22 protein-coding genes are annotated in these 17,251 nt (G+C 72.8%); 9 read left to right on the top strand and 13 right to left on the bottom strand.

All coding sequences use genetic code 11. The features are described from left to right. Nucleotides 1-31: 31 nt before the first annotated feature. The 11 genes from ACIO5D_RS17020 to ACIO5D_RS16970 all read right to left on the bottom strand — a co-directional run bounded on the left by ACIO5D_RS17020 (nt 32) and on the right by ACIO5D_RS16970 (nt 8,188). Nucleotides 32-385, bottom strand: a complete 354-nt coding sequence (locus ACIO5D_RS17020; protein WP_400796090.1) for a 5'-3' exonuclease H3TH domain-containing protein — start codon at nt 383-385, stop codon at nt 32-34. Between the two features lie 14 nt (nt 386-399). Next, nucleotides 400-657: a hypothetical protein gene (locus tag ACIO5D_RS17015; protein WP_400796000.1), complete on the bottom strand. Its 258-nt coding sequence runs from the start codon at nt 655-657 to the stop codon at nt 400-402. A 589-nt stretch (nt 658-1,246) separates the two neighbouring features. Continuing rightward, nucleotides 1,247-2,023 (bottom strand): PIG-L deacetylase family protein, encoded by a 777-nt coding sequence (locus ACIO5D_RS17010; RefSeq protein ID WP_400795997.1) that lies wholly within the window; start codon nt 2,021-2,023, stop codon nt 1,247-1,249. A 155-nt stretch (nt 2,024-2,178) separates the two neighbouring features. Beyond that, a complete protein-coding gene (locus ACIO5D_RS17005) occupies nt 2,179-2,346 on the bottom strand; it encodes a hypothetical protein (protein WP_400795995.1) in 168 nt (55 codons plus the stop codon). Next, nucleotides 2,343-2,888 carry a hypothetical protein gene (locus tag ACIO5D_RS17000; RefSeq protein ID WP_400761924.1) on the bottom strand — a complete coding sequence of 182 codons (546 nt, stop codon included), beginning with the start codon at nt 2,886-2,888 and terminating at the stop codon, nt 2,343-2,345. The genes ACIO5D_RS17005 and ACIO5D_RS17000 overlap by 4 nt, the downstream gene beginning before the upstream one ends. A 164-nt stretch (nt 2,889-3,052) precedes the next feature. Next, a complete protein-coding gene (locus ACIO5D_RS16995; RefSeq protein WP_400795992.1) occupies nt 3,053-3,913 on the bottom strand; it encodes an SAM-dependent methyltransferase in 861 nt (286 codons plus the stop codon). A gap of 44 nt (nt 3,914-3,957) precedes the next feature. Continuing rightward, the gene (locus tag ACIO5D_RS16990) at nt 3,958-4,182 is read right to left on the bottom strand and encodes a DUF5999 family protein (RefSeq protein WP_400796087.1); all 225 of its coding nucleotides are present in this window, start codon (nt 4,180-4,182) and stop codon (nt 3,958-3,960) included. Between the two features lie 947 nt (nt 4,183-5,129). Beyond that, nucleotides 5,130-5,369, bottom strand: a complete 240-nt coding sequence (locus ACIO5D_RS16985; RefSeq protein WP_400761920.1) for a hypothetical protein — start codon at nt 5,367-5,369, stop codon at nt 5,130-5,132. A gap of 275 nt (nt 5,370-5,644) precedes the next feature. After that, nucleotides 5,645-6,580, bottom strand: a complete 936-nt coding sequence (locus tag ACIO5D_RS16980) for an ATP-binding protein (protein WP_400761918.1) — start codon at nt 6,578-6,580, stop codon at nt 5,645-5,647. 130 nt (nt 6,581-6,710) lie between these two features. Then, nucleotides 6,711-7,661 (bottom strand): ATP-binding protein, encoded by a 951-nt coding sequence (locus tag ACIO5D_RS16975; RefSeq protein WP_400761916.1) that lies wholly within the window; start codon nt 7,659-7,661, stop codon nt 6,711-6,713. Next, complete coding sequence (locus ACIO5D_RS16970; protein ID WP_400761914.1) at nt 7,658-8,188, bottom strand: hypothetical protein; 531 nt, start codon at nt 8,186-8,188, stop codon at nt 7,658-7,660. The genes ACIO5D_RS16975 and ACIO5D_RS16970 overlap by 4 nt, the downstream gene beginning before the upstream one ends. A 570-nt stretch (nt 8,189-8,758) precedes the next feature. Between ACIO5D_RS16970 and ACIO5D_RS16965 the strand changes: the two genes are divergently transcribed. Together ACIO5D_RS16965 and ACIO5D_RS16960 are read left to right on the top strand one after the other, a co-directional pair. Then, the gene (locus ACIO5D_RS16965; protein WP_400761912.1) at nt 8,759-9,799 is read left to right on the top strand and encodes a Tat pathway signal protein; all 1,041 of its coding nucleotides are present in this window, start codon (nt 8,759-8,761) and stop codon (nt 9,797-9,799) included. A 75-nt stretch (nt 9,800-9,874) separates the two neighbouring features. Beyond that, nucleotides 9,875-10,354 (top strand): SAM-dependent methyltransferase, encoded by a 480-nt coding sequence (locus ACIO5D_RS16960; protein WP_400761910.1) that lies wholly within the window; start codon nt 9,875-9,877, stop codon nt 10,352-10,354. A gap of 1,024 nt (nt 10,355-11,378) precedes the next feature. On the opposite strand, the gene ACIO5D_RS16955 is transcribed toward ACIO5D_RS16960, so the two are convergent. Together ACIO5D_RS16955 and ACIO5D_RS16950 are read right to left on the bottom strand one after the other, a co-directional pair. Then, on the bottom strand, nt 11,379-11,606 hold the full coding sequence (locus ACIO5D_RS16955; RefSeq protein ID WP_400795989.1) for a DUF397 domain-containing protein: 228 nt from the start codon (nt 11,604-11,606) through the stop codon (nt 11,379-11,381). Then, nucleotides 11,603-12,475, bottom strand: a complete 873-nt coding sequence (locus ACIO5D_RS16950; RefSeq protein ID WP_363631246.1) for a helix-turn-helix transcriptional regulator — start codon at nt 12,473-12,475, stop codon at nt 11,603-11,605. The genes ACIO5D_RS16955 and ACIO5D_RS16950 overlap by 4 nt, the downstream gene beginning before the upstream one ends. A 268-nt stretch (nt 12,476-12,743) precedes the next feature. Between ACIO5D_RS16950 and ACIO5D_RS16945 the strand changes: the two genes are divergently transcribed. The 7 genes from ACIO5D_RS16945 (at nt 12,744) to ACIO5D_RS16915 (ending at nt 17,246) form a co-directional block, all read left to right on the top strand. Then, nucleotides 12,744-13,007 carry a hypothetical protein gene (locus ACIO5D_RS16945; protein ID WP_400795985.1) on the top strand — a complete coding sequence of 88 codons (264 nt, stop codon included), beginning with the start codon at nt 12,744-12,746 and terminating at the stop codon, nt 13,005-13,007. Continuing rightward, nucleotides 13,004-13,426, top strand: a complete 423-nt coding sequence (locus ACIO5D_RS16940) for an ATP-binding protein (protein WP_400795982.1) — start codon at nt 13,004-13,006, stop codon at nt 13,424-13,426. Before ACIO5D_RS16945 ends, ACIO5D_RS16940 begins: the two co-directional genes overlap by 4 nt. 66 nt (nt 13,427-13,492) lie before the next feature. Then, nucleotides 13,493-14,272, top strand: a complete 780-nt coding sequence (locus tag ACIO5D_RS16935) for a hypothetical protein (protein WP_400761902.1) — start codon at nt 13,493-13,495, stop codon at nt 14,270-14,272. A gap of 2 nt (nt 14,273-14,274) precedes the next feature. Continuing rightward, complete coding sequence (locus tag ACIO5D_RS16930) at nt 14,275-14,943, top strand: dTMP kinase (protein WP_400795979.1); 669 nt, start codon at nt 14,275-14,277, stop codon at nt 14,941-14,943. Between the two features lie 8 nt (nt 14,944-14,951). Next, nucleotides 14,952-15,809 (top strand): isocitrate lyase/phosphoenolpyruvate mutase family protein, encoded by an 858-nt coding sequence (locus ACIO5D_RS16925; RefSeq protein ID WP_400795976.1) that lies wholly within the window; start codon nt 14,952-14,954, stop codon nt 15,807-15,809. Between the two features lie 34 nt (nt 15,810-15,843). Continuing rightward, complete coding sequence (locus ACIO5D_RS16920) at nt 15,844-16,332, top strand: NUDIX domain-containing protein (RefSeq protein ID WP_400795974.1); 489 nt, start codon at nt 15,844-15,846, stop codon at nt 16,330-16,332. Continuing rightward, on the top strand, nt 16,329-17,246 hold the full coding sequence (locus ACIO5D_RS16915) for an NAD(P)-dependent oxidoreductase (protein WP_400795971.1): 918 nt from the start codon (nt 16,329-16,331) through the stop codon (nt 17,244-17,246). Before ACIO5D_RS16920 ends, ACIO5D_RS16915 begins: the two co-directional genes overlap by 4 nt. Nucleotides 17,247-17,251: the final 5 nt, after the last annotated feature.

The raw sequence follows: 17,251 nt of genomic DNA, 5'->3' as shown, positions 1-17,251 counted from the left end.
ACAGAACCAGGCGTTGCCGCGACCTTGGTCATCACCACAGGTGCAGCGCTTCCAGGACCTGCGCGGCCGTGGGCAGCGGCGCAGTGGGGGAGGTGATGAGGAGGTTGTCGGAGACGGTGGCCCTGGTGTCGAGTTTGATCATCTCGCGCCAGCGCAGAACCTGAGCCCACTGCGCCGTCCAGGCGGGGCGCAGTTCCTCGGCAGGGATGTTCTCGAGCCGGCGCCCGCCGGTCAGGAGCCGCGCGGCGGTCTTGGCGCCGACGCCCCGGATGCCGCGGATGTTGTCGGCGGAGTCGCCCATCAGGGCCCGGAAGTCCGGCCACTGTTCGGCGAGGACGCTGTAGCGGGGGAGGACGTGCTCCCTTGCGGTGTAGCGGTGCTCCATGGCGAAGCCGGTGTTCAACAGGCGCACGCTGGGGTCGGCCAGGAGCTGGATGAAGTCCTTGTCGGTGTCATGATGTCGACCGCACGGCCTTCGGCGCGGGCACCGGTCGCCAGGGTGGCGATGACATCGTCCGCCTCGCAGCCGTCCTGCTCGATCCACCGGACGCCCGTGCGGTCGAGGGCGCTCTTGATCAGGGCAAGAGACTCGATCAGCCCGGCCCTGGGAGCCCTCCTCGGAGTCGAAGACCACGAAGATCTCGAACCCGTCGGCATGCTGGACCTGTGCCTTGCGCAGGAGCGCGATGAAGCCGAACACGCCGGTGCGGTCGCTGGTCTTGTCGCGACTGGTAATGCGAGTGGCGAACCCGTACCAGGCACGGTGGAGGAGGTAGTGGCCGTCAACGAGCAGCAGGGGCGCGGTCATGGCGCTGTCTCCAGGGGGCGGTGCGTGCTCCAGGGGGCGGTGCGTGCTGTTTGGTGCGGTCACCGCGGCGTACGGGCATCCGTTCCCGGATGACCCTGGATTCTAGCCGCAGCGGCGGCTGGCCCTGCGGGCCCTGACATCGAACCTGTTCTACGGTCGGCCCGCGCGGCGCGCCTGAGCGAGTTCGCCCTGCGTACGGGGGCTGTGCCGGCCTCACTGCTGAGCCTCGCCGCGGTGCTCGACGGCGGACGTGCCGGGTGGTCACTTGGCCGACGCGAACCAGGCCGCGGTCTCATCCTTTTCGGACGGTGACGCGCCAGGTCCGAGTGTCGGCATGTTCGACGGGCAGGGGCTGGGCGGACGAGGGTGGCGTGTCGAAGGCGGGTGGCGTCGTGCTCATGCGGGTCCTCGGTTTGATGGGGATTGGGTGCGGGCCGGTCAGTCGGTGAGTCGGTGAGGGTCGCCCGGCGCGGGAGCGGAGTAGAGGCGGGTGAAGAACTCGGTTCGGACGATCTCGTTGCGTTCGTCTTCGGGCAGGCGGGCGAGAAGGCCGGGCAGGGGCCGTGCGCGGGCGACTTCGCTGCGGTGGGCGAGGATCGCCTCCCACTTCTGCGCGACCCACAGGGAGACGTCGACGGTCGTGGTCACGTACACGTCCGGTGCCGCGAGGAGTGTTTTGCCCACGCTTTGAAGGAGCGGGCCGAGCCGGCCCACGCCCGATTCCGGGTGTGTGGCCGCGTACAGGGCGGTCGGCTGCCAGGGCTCGCCGGCTTCGGGATACAGGTGTGGCAGGCCGGCGGCCTCTACGGCGAGGAGGGTGATCTGGTGGGCACGCCGGTGGTCTGGGTGGCCGGTGAGCTGCCCAAGGGCGTCGTGGCCGACGACGATGTCGGGCTGGAGTTCGCGGATGTGTGCGACCAGGCGGCCGACGGCCTCGTCCAGCGGCGCGTCAACGAGGCGCACGGCGCCGCCGGGTGCCGAGGCGGGGTTGCGGGCATCGGCGTAGCCGAGCAGCCGCGGGCCTCCGGCGCCCAAGATATTCAGGGCGTCGGCGAGTTCGGGGATGCGGTGGGTGTCGGCCGTCCAGGTGGCGGTGACGACGGCGGTACGGGCGCCGGCTGCGTGGTGCTGGGCGAGCACACCACCGGCCAGGAGGCTTTCGTCGTCCGGGTGTGCGAATACCCCCAGCAGCGAAGGCAGGTGCGGGTGGTTCATGTGAAGACGTCTCCTCGGGGTGGTGTACGGGTGAAGGGGAGGCCGGATGAGCGGCTGCCTCCCTGCGGCGGCGGGTCGGCTCTCGGCCTGCCAGCACATCGGGAGCCGCGGCTGTAGACGCCGGGTCGTCCATCCTTCGCGCATGCTGCGCAGCATCAGAACAGGGCGCTCTGTTCCGCTTCCGGCGCCGTGCGCGGAAGCTGCTCGGGGCGGACCCACAGCTCGCCGGCGCCCTGGTGGACGTGAATACCGCCGTGGATGCTGTCGGCCTGGAATACCGGCCCGGCCACATGTGCACGGCCACCGATCGTGTTGGTGATCACCGCGCCGCCCCCGAAACCGCGGAGCGGCCGGTGAGGCCGGCCCGCAGATCCTCAAGGGTGAGAACCGTGCATCCGGTGAGCGTGCGCAGCAGGTGGGTTGCCGCCACCCAGCGCAGCGCCCGCGCATCTCCGAAGGCGAAACAGCCGTGCACCGGCTCCGTACCGGGGAGCAGCCGCCAGCCCGCGACACCCCACAGCGCCGTCATGGAGGCCCGTACGAGCACGGCGCCGCCCAACGCCGGGCACAGGCCCGGTGACGCGAGGGCGTGCTCCGCGCACACCGGCGGATGCTCGACCCGCGCGCCCTCAGGCCAGCCGGGCGCCACCCGCCGGTGCCGCCCGCTGCGCATCCTGGGCAGCGGGAGCAGCCACAGCACGCCCTCGCTGCTCCGGTCGGCCGGCTTCCCGCACACCCGGCACGCCAGAGCGAGCATCAGCTCGGCTTGGCGGCCCGGGTGCGCCCGGCGCCACAGCGGCTCGCCCCGCCCCGGCATTCCCGTGCAGCGCAGGACCAGGGCGCCGGCCACATGGTCGACGGGCATCTCCCTCCGGTAGCCCAGGCGCACCGTGCCGTCGGCGGCGCGTACGGGCCGCGGGCGCTGGAGTACCTCGCTGCTCCAGCGTGTGATCCGCGGAACCGGTGCTCCCGATAGGGCGCCCGTGCCGACGAGCGGGCGCCCGGCAGCGGCAGGCGGCCTGGCGGCGATCACCGGTCCGCCTTCCCGACCGTCAGCACGGCCACGGCGATTCCGGCCCCTGCTGCCGCGGACCGGGTGCTGGTCCAGGGCCGCGCCAGGTCGGCGAGCTGCGCGGGCGTGCGCGGGTGCCACGGCAGGCCGGCGCCGGCGTGCGCGGCCGCCACGGCGGCGCGCCGCGCGTCGTCGTCGGCGGGGGTGCGGTGGCTGACGAGGACGGCGCTTCCCGGCGGCAGGGTCCGGTGCAGCACCGCGAGCAGTCGCGTCACCTGGCCGGCCGTCAGCTCGTGGCAGACGTCGGAGAGGACCACCGCGACTGGCAGGCTCCAGTCGAAGCCCGCTCCGCGCGGGCCGCGGAGTACCGCCAGCGTCCGGTAGGCCCTGGTGAGGTCGACGTGCAGGTGCTGAAGGCGGCCGGGAGCCGCCGGGGTGCGGAGGAGGGCACGAGCGTGGACCAGCACCATCGGGTCCCGGTCCGCGTAGACGATCCGGGCCGCGGGGGTGTGAGGGAAGACAGCGCTGTGCAGTGGTGCGAGCGCGCTGTCGGCCTGGCCCGTGGTCAGGCCGCAGCCCAGATCCAGGAACTGGCCGACGCCGTCGCCGGCGAGGCGGGTGGCCAGGACGAGGACGGCGAGGCGGGCCGCGCCCGCGTCGGCCGCCCAGGCGGGGTCAGCCTCGGCGAGTAGGGCCGCCACGGCCCGGTCGGACGCGAAGTGGTCCTTGCCGCCGAGCACATGGCCGGCCAGGCGGGCGGAGGCGGCGGTGTCCAGGCGCACCGGGTACCTCGTGGACTCGGCGGGCCATGGGTTGTCCCACGGCGCGCCGACGCCGGTGGGCCGGTCGACGCGAATGATCCCGAGGGCCTGCGGCACGCAGGTACGATGCGCGGCGCCGGGGCGCGTCAGAGCCGGCCCGCTCACGCGGCACGCTCGCAGATATCGGTGCGGCGGTCCTGCGGTGCGACGACGCGACCGTCGGGCATCGCCGCCCCAGTGTCCGAGAAGAGGACGACACCGTTGCACAACAGACTCCACCCCTGCTCGGGATGGCCGTTCACAGCGACGGCCGCCTGGAAGTCGGCCGCCTCGGCGCCGGGGCACGCGGGTCGGTGCCTGCAGCCCGCGGCGCGGTCGCGGTTCAGGTCGGCGACAGGGGCACCGCTGTCGGTGGTCAGCGTCACCTGGGGAACCTCGTGGCCGCCAGCGGGCGTCAGCGTCACCACAGCCCACCCCCGGTGCTGGACCGCGCGGGCAGTCCAGGTCCCGTCGGCCCCTACCTGGGCCGACAGCAGTACGCCGTCGACACTCAGGGGCCCGGTCGCCGCCGTACCCTGCGGCAGCGCGGCGGCCACCAGACTCTCCGGGCCGTCGTGGCCCGGCGGGTGGAGGGACACCCGGGACCCGTCCTCGTAGACCGTGACGCGGTCGGCGCCCGCCTGGGCAGCAGCCTCGCCCTGGCCACCGCCGGCCGGAAGGGCGAAGACGAACGGCGGCACCGTCGAAGCGTGGTCGGCGGGACTCGTAGTGGGGTCGAGGTGCGACATCGAACCTCCAGAGAAGACGGATCGGATGATGGGCGTGGGGCGGGACGTCGGGGCCGCCGAGGGCCGAAGGATGCCGGTGGTGCCGCGGTCCCGGGGTCGGCTGCCCGGCGACGGGTCCGGCCAGGGCGAGGTGGCCGGCAGCCGGGCGGTGCCCGCCGCCCCGGCGCCGACGCCCGCGACGATCAGCACCGCGATGAGCAGCGCGGCAGGCCAGGACCCCGTCCGGGCCGCGATCACGAGCACAGCGGCCGCCGTCAAGCCCGCCGTGGCAGCCAGCAGGAGCACCCCGATCAGGGCTCCCCTGACTTCGTCCCGCGAGCGGCGTCGCGAGGAGACGGGCGAATGCCGACCCGGCTCCAGGGCACGGCCCGGGAGAACACGGCTGAGCACGAGGGGAGCACGCCGTGAGCGCGGGCCGGCCGCCGACCGGCTGCGCCCCGAGCACCTGTTCTCGGCGGCTGTCGTGGGCTTGGTCCGCGTCGCCGGCTGTCCCGTGGGCGCGGCGGCCCGGACATCGCGTGACCGGCGATTGGACTGGGGTGTCGTCACGCGGCTCCCCTTGCTTCGGGGACCCAGGTGGCGGCGGGACCGACAAGGTGCAGGCGCGGGGCGGTGCCGGCGCCGGGCCGATCCGGGACCACGGCCAGCAGCAGCAAGCCGTGCGCATGCAGCGCGTAGGCCCGCCACCCGCCGGCCGCCGCCACGAGGGCCGGGTAGAGCTTGCTCTCGATGAAGACCTTCGCCTCGCCGGTTGTCGCCCCCGGCAGCACCGTCTCGAGCAGCACCTGCGGTCCGCGTCCCAGCGCCGCCGGCCCGGGCGGCGGCCGCGCTCAGCTCGCCGGGCCCCGTGCAGTCGCGCTCGGCCGGGATACGGGTCCGGTCGCCGCACACGGATGATGGGGACAGCATCGTCAGGAACGGGCCGAGCGGCCGAGCGGCGCCAGTTCCGGCGGGCGCGGGAACGCCGGCGGTGGTGCTGGGGGAGGTCATCGGATCGTCCTCGTGGATCGCTGGGATGGCCGGCAGGCGGGCAGTCCGGTCCGGCCTCCGGCCGACGGAGTCACTGGAACTGGCGCAGGGCGTGGCTGACGGTGGCGGGTGGCGGGACGAGGAGGGCCGGGGGCAGCAGCACGCTCGCGACGGTTTGCCCGGGGACGCTGGTGACGGTGACCTTCAGGTCCAGGTACCGGGCGGCCGCTGCCACCAGCCGCAGCCCGAGGCCGGGCCACCGTGTCCCGGCCGGGGCTCGGCCACCGCTCTCCAGGACCTGCCGTACGGCCGGGAGGGTCCTGTCGTCCATGCCGGGGCCGCCGTTGTCCGTGACGGTCAGCCACGTGGCACCGCCACCGCCCGGTTCCGTCGAGCTGGCCAGGACGACCTGCGCCTGCGGGCCGCCGCACAGCAGGGCATTGTCCAAGAGCTCCGCCACTGCGGCGGCGAGGGGTTCGATCGCCCAGGGCACCACAGTGAGGTCCGCGGTTGCCAGTACCTGCACCCGTTCGAAGTCCGCCACCCGGCTCGTCGCGGCCTGGCCGACCTCGGCGAACTGCGCGGGCTGTCGCCGCGGTGCGGGCCAGATCCCGCCGGTCAGGACGGCCAGCCGCACCGCGAAGCGCGACGCCAGGGCGTTGGCGAGGTCGACCTGGTAGAGGCAGGCCAGCGACGCCGCGTCCGTGATCTGCTGCTGGGCCGCGCTCAGTTCACTGCCCTGCCGGCCGAGCTGGGCGAGGACAGGGCGGACCGCGGTCGCCGCGTCCTGGGAGATCTGCCCCCGGACCCGCCCGGCGGACGCGAGGACCATGGCCGCGGCCCGCCGGACGACGGACGGAGCCTGATCGACGCGCGGCGGCATGCCGAGTTCGGCGGCGCGAAGCAGGTGCGGGAGCCAGGTGGCGACGAAGTCGTTGAGCGCGGCGTTGTGCGCTTCCTGGCAGACGACGGCCACGACGTCAGCGGCGGCACCCCGGTGACGGCCCGTTCGGGAGAAGACCGCCATTACCGCACCTCGTTCGTGGCCGAGGGCGTGAGGGCGGATCGGTGCCGGCTGGGTCCGTCGGCGCGGGCGGGGCCGGGCTTCGGCCGGTTGGTGTGGAGGAGCAGCGTTCGCGCGGTCGTGGTGTTGACGGTCACGGCGTGGTCCTTCGGTCGTGGGGGTGCGGGTCGGCGTACGCGGCGGGGTCGTCCGGGTCGGTCAGCAGATGGGCGGGGATCAGGAGTTGCGCGGTGGTGCCCCGGCCGGTGGCCGAGTCGACGGTGGCCACCAGACCGGCGCTGTCTGCGGCGGCCGCGACCAGCCGCAGTCCCAGACCGTCGGCCGGGGAGCCGGACGAGGCGGTGTAGACGCCTCGGCGGTGTCGAAGGAGGGCTTGCGTGCGGGCGAGGGCGGCGGCGTCCATGCCCGTGCCGGTGTCGGTGACGGTCACCGGCAGCACCCCGCCCGCCGGCGGCCCGGCCACCATCACGACCCGCGTGCCGTCCGAGGCCCGCAGCGCGTTGTCCGCGAGCTCGGCCAGCGCGGCCAGCAGCGGTTCCACCGCCCGGGCAGCGACCGTGCGCTCCAGGTGGACGACGATCTCGACCCGGTCACCGCCGTCCACACCGGCCAGAGCGGCGCGCGCGAGGCCGCCGAGGGGTTCGGTCTCGCTGTGCAGGCCTGGCCAGCCCCCGCCGGCCAGGACCGCGGCCCGCACCGCGAGTCGCAGCATCACCGCGGCCTGCGGCGCCAGGAGCAGCAGCCGTCCGGCTCCCGCCCCGGAGGGCAGTTGCCCGGCCAGCAGATCGAGCATTGGCCGCACGGCGTACAGCACGTCCAGGGCCGCTGTGGTGCGGACGCGGTTCAGCGCGGCGGTCAGCTGACTGATTGCCGGATCGGTGCCGGGCCGCAGGCCCCGTTCGTCCGGCGACGGGAGTGCCCCGGCGTTCTCGGCGGCCCGCACCACGAGCGGCAGGCCGGTGCGCACGAACTCCTCGATCGACCGCTCGGCGGCCCTGACCTCGTCCGGCCGGTGCGCCGGCACCACCGCCTCGGCGGTCCCGTGCCGACGGCGCAGCCGGGGCAGAACGGATTTGGTGATCACGCCGCCGCCCTCGCCTCGGCGTTGCCGCTTGCGGCAACGGCCCCCAGTCGTTGGAGGTGCCAGGCGGGTACCGCCCCGAGGTGCACGGCCCGCGCCAGTGCCGGGGTCAGCCGGCCACGCTGCCCGGCGCGTGCCCGCGACGCGATCAGCACTGCGGCCTCAGCGGCCTCCTCGCCCACCAGCGCGGCGCCTGGCCAGCCGTGCACACTCACGATCTCCAGCAGCATCACGGCCGCGCCCTCGTACTCGGTAGCGGCTTTCTCCCCCCTCATGTGCCCGACGCCGTCGACGACTGCGGCCTCAGCCTCCGCGATCCGCCGGGCGGCCCGCTGCACCTGAGCGGCGATCAGAGCGCCGAGCGTCGCCTCCGGCGCCTCGCCGATCACGTCCATGTCGGCGACCCGCCCGTCGGATGCCGGGGGGATCGAAACTCGGCCGCCGGTGCCACAGGCCGGACGGCCCCGCCCGGGGACGCCCGCAGTGGTGCGCCCGTAGTGCGGCACCACCCGCCGGCTCGAATCGGTCATCGTTGTCACTCCAGGACAGTCGTCTACGGGAAAGCGGTGGCCGGACGGACAGTCAGAGCTCGTCCGCACGCGCAAGGGTGCGAGTCCCGGGATGGAGGCGGACTCGGGAGAAACGGGCTCCGCAAGGCCCGGCCAGGCCATATCTTCATGACAGTGAGCGAACCGCCTGTCACGCCCGGTGTGAATGCCCGAGACGGTGCGGATGCCGTTAACGCCGTTAAAGATCGTTTCGAGCGCAGGGAGCACACGGTGGCGCCGGTCCGCAACACGCAACTGGAGGCCGTGATCCGGGAACTGGGCTGGTCCCAGGACCGACTCGCGGCCCAGGTGCGCCGGACGGCAGCCGAAGCGGGGGCCAACGAGCTTCTTTCGGTGACGCGGTCCCACATCGCGCAGTGGCTCCGCGGATCGAGGCCGAGCGGCCGGGCGCCCGCTATCTTGTGCGAGGCGCTGTCCCGCGGACTGGGACGCCCGGTCAGTCCAGCCGAGATCGGTCTCACCGATCACGGCCGGGACACGACCACGTGGGACAGCGACCCCGTGTCTGCACTCGCGAACTTCAGGGATGACATGCTCGGTCGCCGACCGCTCCTCTTCTCCGTCCTCGCCGCCACCGTTCCCGGCCCGGCCTGGTGGGGCGTCCGCCGCGACCACGCCCGCAACCGGGCTCCCGTCGTCGCCCTGACGGTCTCCGAGGCGCACGTGGAAGCCCTCCGCGACGCTGCGGAGTTCTACTCCCGCCAGGACCAGCGGCTGGGCGGACGGGCTGGCCGCACCTCCCTGCGGGCCTACCTGGGCACCGACGTCGCCGCCTACCTCACCGGCCGCCCTACGAGCGAGCGAGTGCGCACCGACCTGCTGGCCGCCGCCGGCCAACTCACCTACCTCGACGGCTGGATGGCGTTCGACGGCGGCGACCAGGGCGGCGCCCAGCAGAGCTTCGGCTTGGCGCTGGCACTGGCCGCCGAGGCGGACGACCCCGCGCTCGCCGGTCACATCCTCCGCGCCCAGGCCCACCAGGCGCTCGACCTCGGCCACCCCCGGGCCGCCCTGCGGTTCGCCGACGCCTCCGTCGACAACCCCCGGTACACAGCCGCGAGCCCCCGGGAACGCGCGCTGCTGGGAGTCGTCCACGCCCGCGCACTTGCCGCCACCGGGCGCAAGCCGGACGCCATGGCGGCACTGCACCGCGCCGAGCACGACCTCTCCGCCGCCGACAGCGGCAAGGACAGGGAGCCGGCGCGGGTCGCCTTCTTCGCCGAGGCCAGCCTGGCACACGAGACGGCCCTGACCCTGCGGGCCCTGGGGGACCTGCGCGGCGCGGAGGAGGAGATGAGGTACAGCGTCCGAACCCGGCAGCGGGCCTCCGCCCGCACGCACGCCGTGACCCTCGGATACCTCGGTGCCGTCCAGGCCCAGCGCGGCCACATCGACGAAGCGTGCTCCACCTGGCACACCGCACTCGACGCGATGGACGGCATCCAGTCCGGCCGGACCCGCGACATCGTCCAGCAGATGCGCAGCGCCCTGTCCCCCGTCCGCAGCCGGGGCGGCAGTGCCGCCACCCAGCTGGACGCCCGCGCCCGCGAAGTCCTCCAGGCCATAGGCTGACCGCACCGCGACGAGCGTCCGCAGGACCGGCCACCGAACGGCCACGGGACCCTGCGGACAGGGGAGGAGAAACGCATGCTCACGATCGAGCCTGTCGCCGTGGTGGTCGGAGGCCACCACGAGGTCGCCGACGACTACCAGGGCGGAGTCGAGTCGATCATCCGGCTCGACGGACGCTTCCCCCTCGACACGCTCCAGGGCCTCGACGAGTTCTCGCACCTCCAGGTCCTGTGGCACTTCCACCTGGCCTCGCCGGAGGACGTGCAACTGCATGCCCGCAGCCCGCGCGGAAACCCCCGCTGGCCCGAGAGCGGCGCTTTCGCGCACCGCAACCACCGCCGGCCCGCCCAGCTCGCCGTCTCCTACCCTCGCCTGCTGCACGTGGCCGGGCGGGACATCCACGTCACGGACCTCGACGCCGTGAACGGCACCCCAGTGATCGACATCGCGCCGGTTTTCCGTGAGATGGGCCCGCGTGGAAAGATCACCCAGCCTGCCTGGCCGGCGGAGATGCTTACCCACTACTGGAGGGACGCTGACCAGCGCCCTCTCTGAGGGGCGGGCGATGCCGACGGTCACGCGGTGGCACGTAGGGACACCAGCAGCAACCGCCGCGCCAGCATGTTCGGATCGCACACGCGCCCCGGAACGGCCCATGGCCAGGCTGTTGTGGCCGTTCGGCATGGGCACGACTCGGGGTGAGGCGTGGCGCGGCCAGCGTGTCGCGGCGGTGACGCATCCGCGTTACATGGAGCTGCAGTGCCATCGAGAACTCATCCAGGGTCGGAAAGGTCGAAGCGCAGCCATTGGCGGCCTCGGGGGATGAATCAACCGTGGCCCGGGCGCTGCGGCATCACCAGGCCGCGGGGTGGCACGGTGGAGGTCTGGAAGACGGCGTGTCCCGCGTCGGCCGTGCGAGGAGGCGAAGATGCCACTCCTGATCACTTCCCTGGTTGGACGCTGTGACCTCGGGTTGGCCCGTGCCGACATGCTGTTGCGGCTGGCCGATGAGGAGAGGCCGGCGGCGGTGTCGCGGCGCCTGGCCGTGGTTCTCCTCGCCTGGTCCATGTCCGGCCTTGCCGACGACGTGGCCTTGGTGGTCGCAGAGCTGGTTGCGAACGCGGAGGGACACGGCGGCGGACCTGCCGCGGTTGGCATCGCCCGTTACGAGCGCGGTGTCGTTGTGATGGTGACCGACCGCAGTGGTGACTGCGAACGGATCACGGACTTTATGAGGGGAAGACCGGTGGGTACTGAGTCGACCCAGGCCCAGCGAGATCTCACGCTCCAACCGCATCTGGGCGTGGGAAACCCTGGGAAACGCGGTGACGTGGTGCGCGGCAGCCGCGCGGGCCGTCCCGGGGAGGTCCTCGCCGGTGCACGCGGCGAGGCGCTCTGCCAGGACGGGCCCGGGCGGGGTCGGTTCGGCGGGCGGCAGGACGCGGCGCAGCCAGCGGCGTGGTGCGCCGACGGACGCCAGTTGCCGCCGCAGGTCGTCGATGGCGGCGTTCTCGTGACCACCGCGCGGGGAAGTGCTGTCTCTCCCCGCTTGGGCGGGGGGAGACGGCACCTCGCTGACTCAGGCGCGGGAGCTGCGGGCAAACGCCACGAGACCTGCGAATGCCTCCGGTGTGACGAGCAGGGCCGGCCCGGCGGAGTCCTTTGAGTCGCGGATGGCCACCGCTTCGAAGCGAGTGCCGGTCAGGTCGGCGACCTCGACGCAGTTGTTGCCGGATCCTCCACTGTAGGACGACTTGAACCAGTGGGCCGCGCCGGTGAGTTCGGGGGCAGTGATGTGGTGGGTCATGAGGTGATCTCTCGGGTGAGTTGTTTCAGGAACTCCGGTGTCGCCTCAGCGGGGAGGGCCGAGCGGGACAGCGCCTCGAACATCCGAGTGAACCGGCCGACTTCGCGGGACTTGTCCGTGAGGGACATGCCGGCCCCCGTGTCCAGCTGGACCGTCTTGGGCAGCTTGTCGCCGAGGTCCAGGAGCGTGAAATCAGAGAGCGACAGGTAGCCGCGAACCGACTGCGGAAGGATCTGCACGGTCACGTTGTCGAGCGTTGCGATCCGGGCGATCTCCTCGTACTGCTCGCGCATGATGTCCACGTCCCCAGCCACGTACCGTAGCGCCGGCTCGTACTGGATCGCCCACAGCTTGACAGGATCGTCGGGGGCCACCACCCGCTCCTTGCGCTTCATCCGCAGGGCCACGCTCTTCTGTATGAACTCCGACGTGGACTCCTCGATCGGCTTGGCGATCTCGTGCAGAGCCTTCGCGTACCGCTCGGTCTGCAGCAATCCGAGCACGCACGTGGGGTGGTAGGCGCGGACGGACTGGGCCGCGGACTCGACGCCGAGGAAGCGGGGCATCGAGGGCGCCATCGTCGCCACCGTGTATGGCGTCCACCAGTCCTGGCGCGAAGCGGTGCGCTGGAGATCCACCAGACGCTCGGTCTCATCCTCGTCGTCGACGCCGTACCGGGCGAGGAGCTTGCGTAGATCCCCGGCGTTGCGAAGATCCTGAAAACCGGTCTCCACACGCTGGAGCTTCGTCGAGCTGAACGCCAGCCCCTTCACAGCGTCTTCCAGCGTGATGCCGGCCTGCTGCCGCAGTTCCCGAAGCTCGTGCCCCAGTTCGATCCGCCGTGCTGTCGGCCTCGGCCGTGCTGCCACGTGCTCACCTCCGGAGTGCATGCGTCTACCGTCCGTATCGATCCGCGCAGTGTTGCACGTCACGCGCGCGCGGTGCCAGGCCATGCGCTTGCGTTGGCATGTGCCATTTCCTCTTCGTCGGGGGATTCAGTGCCGATTCCGTTGCAGATTCAGCGTAGACGCGCCACCTTGGTGGAACGCCCTGATTGACGGGGCATCAGAGACGGTCAGTCGAGGCCCGCGAGACGCCGACGGCCGCCACCTCCACCATTGGACTGCGGAGGTCTTCGTGCGCCGATCTGCTGACGACCAGCTTCGCCGCCGGGTGCCGGCCGACATCGCGGCGGGCCTGCCGGGGCGGCCGGCGCGTGCTGACCCGGACGAACTCCTGAAGCGGGTGTATCCCGTCGGTGCCTCTCGGGGCGCCTGGCGGCGACGGCCGGACGGTACCGAGGTCTTCGTCGAGGGCTTCGAGCGCGCCTTGCGCCGCGAGACGGTCCTGCGGCGGCTGGAGGACGGACGGCGGCTCAGGCGGTACCGGGGGTTGGCATGACGGCCGTCGAACTCGCTCCAGCCGAGCCGGCTCTCCCTTCCCGCCCCGCCACGGCATCCCTGCGCTACCGCCCGGAGTCGGCGCGGGCCGCACGCCTGCTCGTCCGGGGGAAGCTCAAGGAATGGGGCCTGGACGCACTGGTCGACCCGGCCGAGCTGATCGTCACCGAGCTGGTCTCCAACGCCTGCAAGACCGGCTGCCTGACCTTCATGCAGGTGGCCGTCCGGCGCCCAGCCCCGGGATTCGTCCGAGTCTGCGTGCGGGACGGCTCCCCGGAACTGCCGGTGCTGCTGTCGGCCGGCGAGGACCAGGAGTGCCACCGCGGCCTGGCCCTGGTCCACGAACTCACCGGCGGCCGGTGGGGGACCACCCTCGAACCCTGGGGCAAGAGCGTGCACGCCGACCTTCCGGTCTCCTGACCGCCCGACACCACGTCAACCGGCCGGTAACCGGCCACGACATCTTCCATTGCTGTCCGTCACTGCGTGACTACGATTCATCGCTTCGGTTCGACCATCAAGGAGTACCGCGTGGAAGGATCCACCCCCGCCATGAGCCCGCCCGGAGTGCTGAGGCCCGCGAGCGTCCGGGACAGCTGGCAGGCGCTCGCCGACGGACTGCACGTGCAGCGGGTGCACCTGCACCAGGAGCAGTGGCGCCAGGCCGCGACGCTCGCGCCCGAACAGCTCGGGCTGCCCGCCGAGCTGGACCCCATCGACCTGGTGTCGAGGCCAGCCCTCGTGGTGCCGTGCGACGACGTGCTGATCCGCGCCGCCGGCCTCACGTCGTGGATCGACGTGCCGTACCGGCTCGGCCACGACCGCACCGCTGACGGTCCGCTGACCCTCGCGGTGGACGAGGTGGGCCGGATGCTGGCCGAGGATCTGGACAGCAGCCTTGAAGCGGCCGTGCACGGCGCGACCCGTTCCAGTGTCTGGTGGGTGGGGGTGCTCTCCGTCATCCACCACGAGAGCGGCCGGACCGCCTCCCTGGCGATGCTTCAGTCCGCCGTGCGGGCCGTCGCCCTCGGCGCAGGGACGCGCGTTCTGCGGGCGGCGCTTCGGTCCCGCGGCGAGGACAGCGCGGTTCTGCGCGCCGCGTACTGCCGGGCCGTCGCCGAGGTCGTCGTGCTGGAGGCGTCGCTGCCGCAGCTGCTCGGCGAGATCGGCGGGATGCGCCTCACCGACCTGGTGACCACCTCGGTGCCGTGGCGCGGCCAGTTCACCAAGTACCAGTCGGGCACCGGAGCGGGGCAGGTGGAGTAGGGATGGACCAGTATCCGTTCGTCGTGATCGAGGGCCTGGACGGCAGCGGCAAGACCACGCTGCGCAAGGGCCTGTTCAGGCTGTTCGAGACCCTGTACGGGGTGACGCCGCTGTCGGTGCTCACCACGAACTTCCTCGCCCCCGAGGTGGCCGCGGACCTGGTGGACGGCAAGTACGCGCCCACCGAGGCCAACCGCGAGCGCTACCTGCGGGCACTGCGGGCCGACAAGAAGGCCACCGTCGAGCGCCTGATCGCGCCGACGCTGCCGCGGCGGCCGGTGGTCGCGGACCGGTGGCTGCTGTCGGAGCTCGCGTTCTTCCAGGTCAAGCACGGCCAGGACCCGCAGGACACCTACGTCGGGCTCGCCGACGCGATCGACCTGGTGCCGGACCTGACGCTCATCCTGGACGCTGCCACCGGCACCACGATGCGGCGCGCCGCCTCCCGCAGCGCGGGGGACTCGGTGCGCGACGACTGGGATGTGGACCACGTGCAGAGCTCCGTGCGCGGCACCTACCAGGCGATCACCGCAAGCCCGGCCGCGTTCCCGAAGATCGGGCCGACCGTGACGATCGACGCCAACCAGCCCCGGGCCGACGTGCTCGCGAACGCCTGGACCGCGCTGCTGGAGCGCGGCCTGACCCCCGACCTGGAAGGAAGTATCCGGTGAGCGCCGCCATGTCTGAGATATCCGCGGCTGGCCGCCTGCGGGCCGCGCTGCGTGACGCTGGCGCCTCCCGGCGGCCCGTGCAGGCGATCGGCGCGGTCAACGCCATGGCCGCGCGGGTCGCCGTCGAGGCCGGGTTCGGCGCGCTGTGGGTGTCGGGCCTGGAGGTGTCGGCTGCCTACGGGCTGGCGGACGAGAACCTGCTCGGCTCCCGGGACCTGGCCGATGTCGTCATCTCGCTTCGCCGCGTCACCGATCTGCCGGTGATCGTGGACGTCGACAACGCGGCCGGTACCGGGGCGTCGGCCGCCAGGTTCGGGTTCGACCTCCAGGCGGCCGGGGCGGCGGCCGTCTGTCTGGAGGACAGTCGCTACCCCAAGTGCAACTCGTTCTCCGAACACCGCGCCCAGGCGATGGCGGAGACGGAGGCGGTGTGCGAGCAGATCAAGGAACTCAAGGCCGCCGCCCCCGGCCTGCTATTGATCGCCCGCACGGAGACGCTGATCTGCGGCGGCGGCATGGACGACGCACTGGCCCGCGCCGCCTCCTACGAGGCGGCCGGAGCGGACGCCGTGCTCCTGCACTCCAAGGACACCACCGGTAACCAGGCGCTGGAGGTGGGCCGCCGCTGGTCCGGCGTGCCGCTGGTCACCGTCCCCACCGCCTTCCCGCACCTGGACCGCCGCCTCCTCGGGGAGGCCGGCTTCGCCCTGGCGATCTACGCCAACCAGCTGACCCGCGCCGCACTGGCCGCGATGCACAGGGCCGCCGCCGGCTTCCGCGCCACGGGCATCTTCGAGGCCTGCCAGCTCGCCGACGTCCAGGACCTCATGCGCGTCGGCGACCCCGACGCCCGCGCCTGCCTGTGACACCCCTGCTCCGACAACCAGTACGGAGGCACCCTTGAGCGACCTGCCCAGCATCAGCGTGTCGGTGAAGGCCGCGATCATCCACCAGGACCGGATCCTGCTCCTGTCCTACGACGACAGCGCGGACGGCGGCTGCTTCCACTACAACCTTCCCGGCGGCAAGGCGATCGAGGGCGAGCCGCTGCGCGAGGCGGTTGTGCGCAAGGTCCACCAGGAGAGCGGGCTGAGCGTGCGGACCGTGCGGGAGATGTTCGTCGTGGAGTACGTCCCCGGCCACTTCGGCAAGGACCTCGGCCCGCTGCACAAGACCCAGCACAACTTCCTCGCCGAGATCACGGACGGCCGCACCACGCCCCGGTTCTCCGATCCGCGCGATCCCATCCAGGTCGGCTTCGCATGGCTGCCGCTGGCCGAGCTCACCGCGGTGACCCTGATTCCGCAGGTCGCCCCCGCCATCCTCGCCGCGCTCACGGACACCCGTGACGTCCTCGTGGACCGCGCCCAGACGGAGACGACGCGATGAGGGCGCCCACGGTCCTCGTCGCCAAGGGGGCGGGCGACCCGAACGCCTTGGTCCGCTGCCTCAGCCGGTACGACGTCTACGAGGTCGCCGGCCTCGACGAGCTCGGCGGCGCGGTGCGCCGCGCGGAGCTGATCGTCATCCGCTCCGGTATCCGGCTGGATGTGGACCGGCTGGCCGCCATGCCGAAGCTGCGGCACGTCATCCGCGCGGGCTCCGGGCTCGACGGCATCGACACCGCCGTCCTGGCCGCGCGGGGGATCGGCCTGTACCGATACCCCGAGGCATCGGCCCCGGCCGTCGCCGAGTGGTGCCTCGCGGCGCTGTTGGCCCTGGCCCGGCGCATCCCGCTCGGCGCCCACGGCCTGGCCCTCGGCTGTCACCTCAAGACGGCCTGCCTGGGGACGCCGGTGGTGTCGATGCGTGTGGCCGTCTGGGGCGCCGGGCCTATCGGTCGGGCCGCTGCCGCCGTGACCGAGCGATTCGGTGCGGAGGTCGCCTTCGCCGCCCGGCCCAGCATCACCGACGGCCTGCGGCAGATGCCCGCGGCTGAACTGCCCGGCTGGGCGGACGCCCACATCGTCGCGCTGCCCGCCACCGCAGAGAACATCGGGGCGTTCGGCACGGGCTTCCTGCGCTCGGCGGCGGGGCGCCGGCCCCTGCTCGTCGTCGCCGGGCGCCTGGCCACCATCGACGCCAGCGCGTGCCTGGAGGCACTTGCTGACGGCGGCCTGACCGGCCTGGCCGTCGATCCGATCGAGGCCGCCGACGCGCACCTGTTCAAGTCCGGCCCCACCCCGTTGAACCTGCTCGCCACCCCTCACATCGGGGCTCAGCGCGCGGACATCCGGGCTGCCCTGGACGCCTGGGTCACCCAGACCGCCAGCGCCCTCCTGAGAGGGGAGGCGGCCCGGTGAACGCG

The sequence above is a fragment of the Kitasatospora sp. NPDC087315 genome, assembly GCF_044744345.1.
Classification (GTDB): Bacteria; Actinomycetota; Actinomycetes; order Streptomycetales; family Streptomycetaceae; genus Kitasatospora.
The sequence above is the reverse complement of the archived record's forward strand: the minus strand, read 5'-3'. Positions and strand labels throughout refer to the sequence as shown.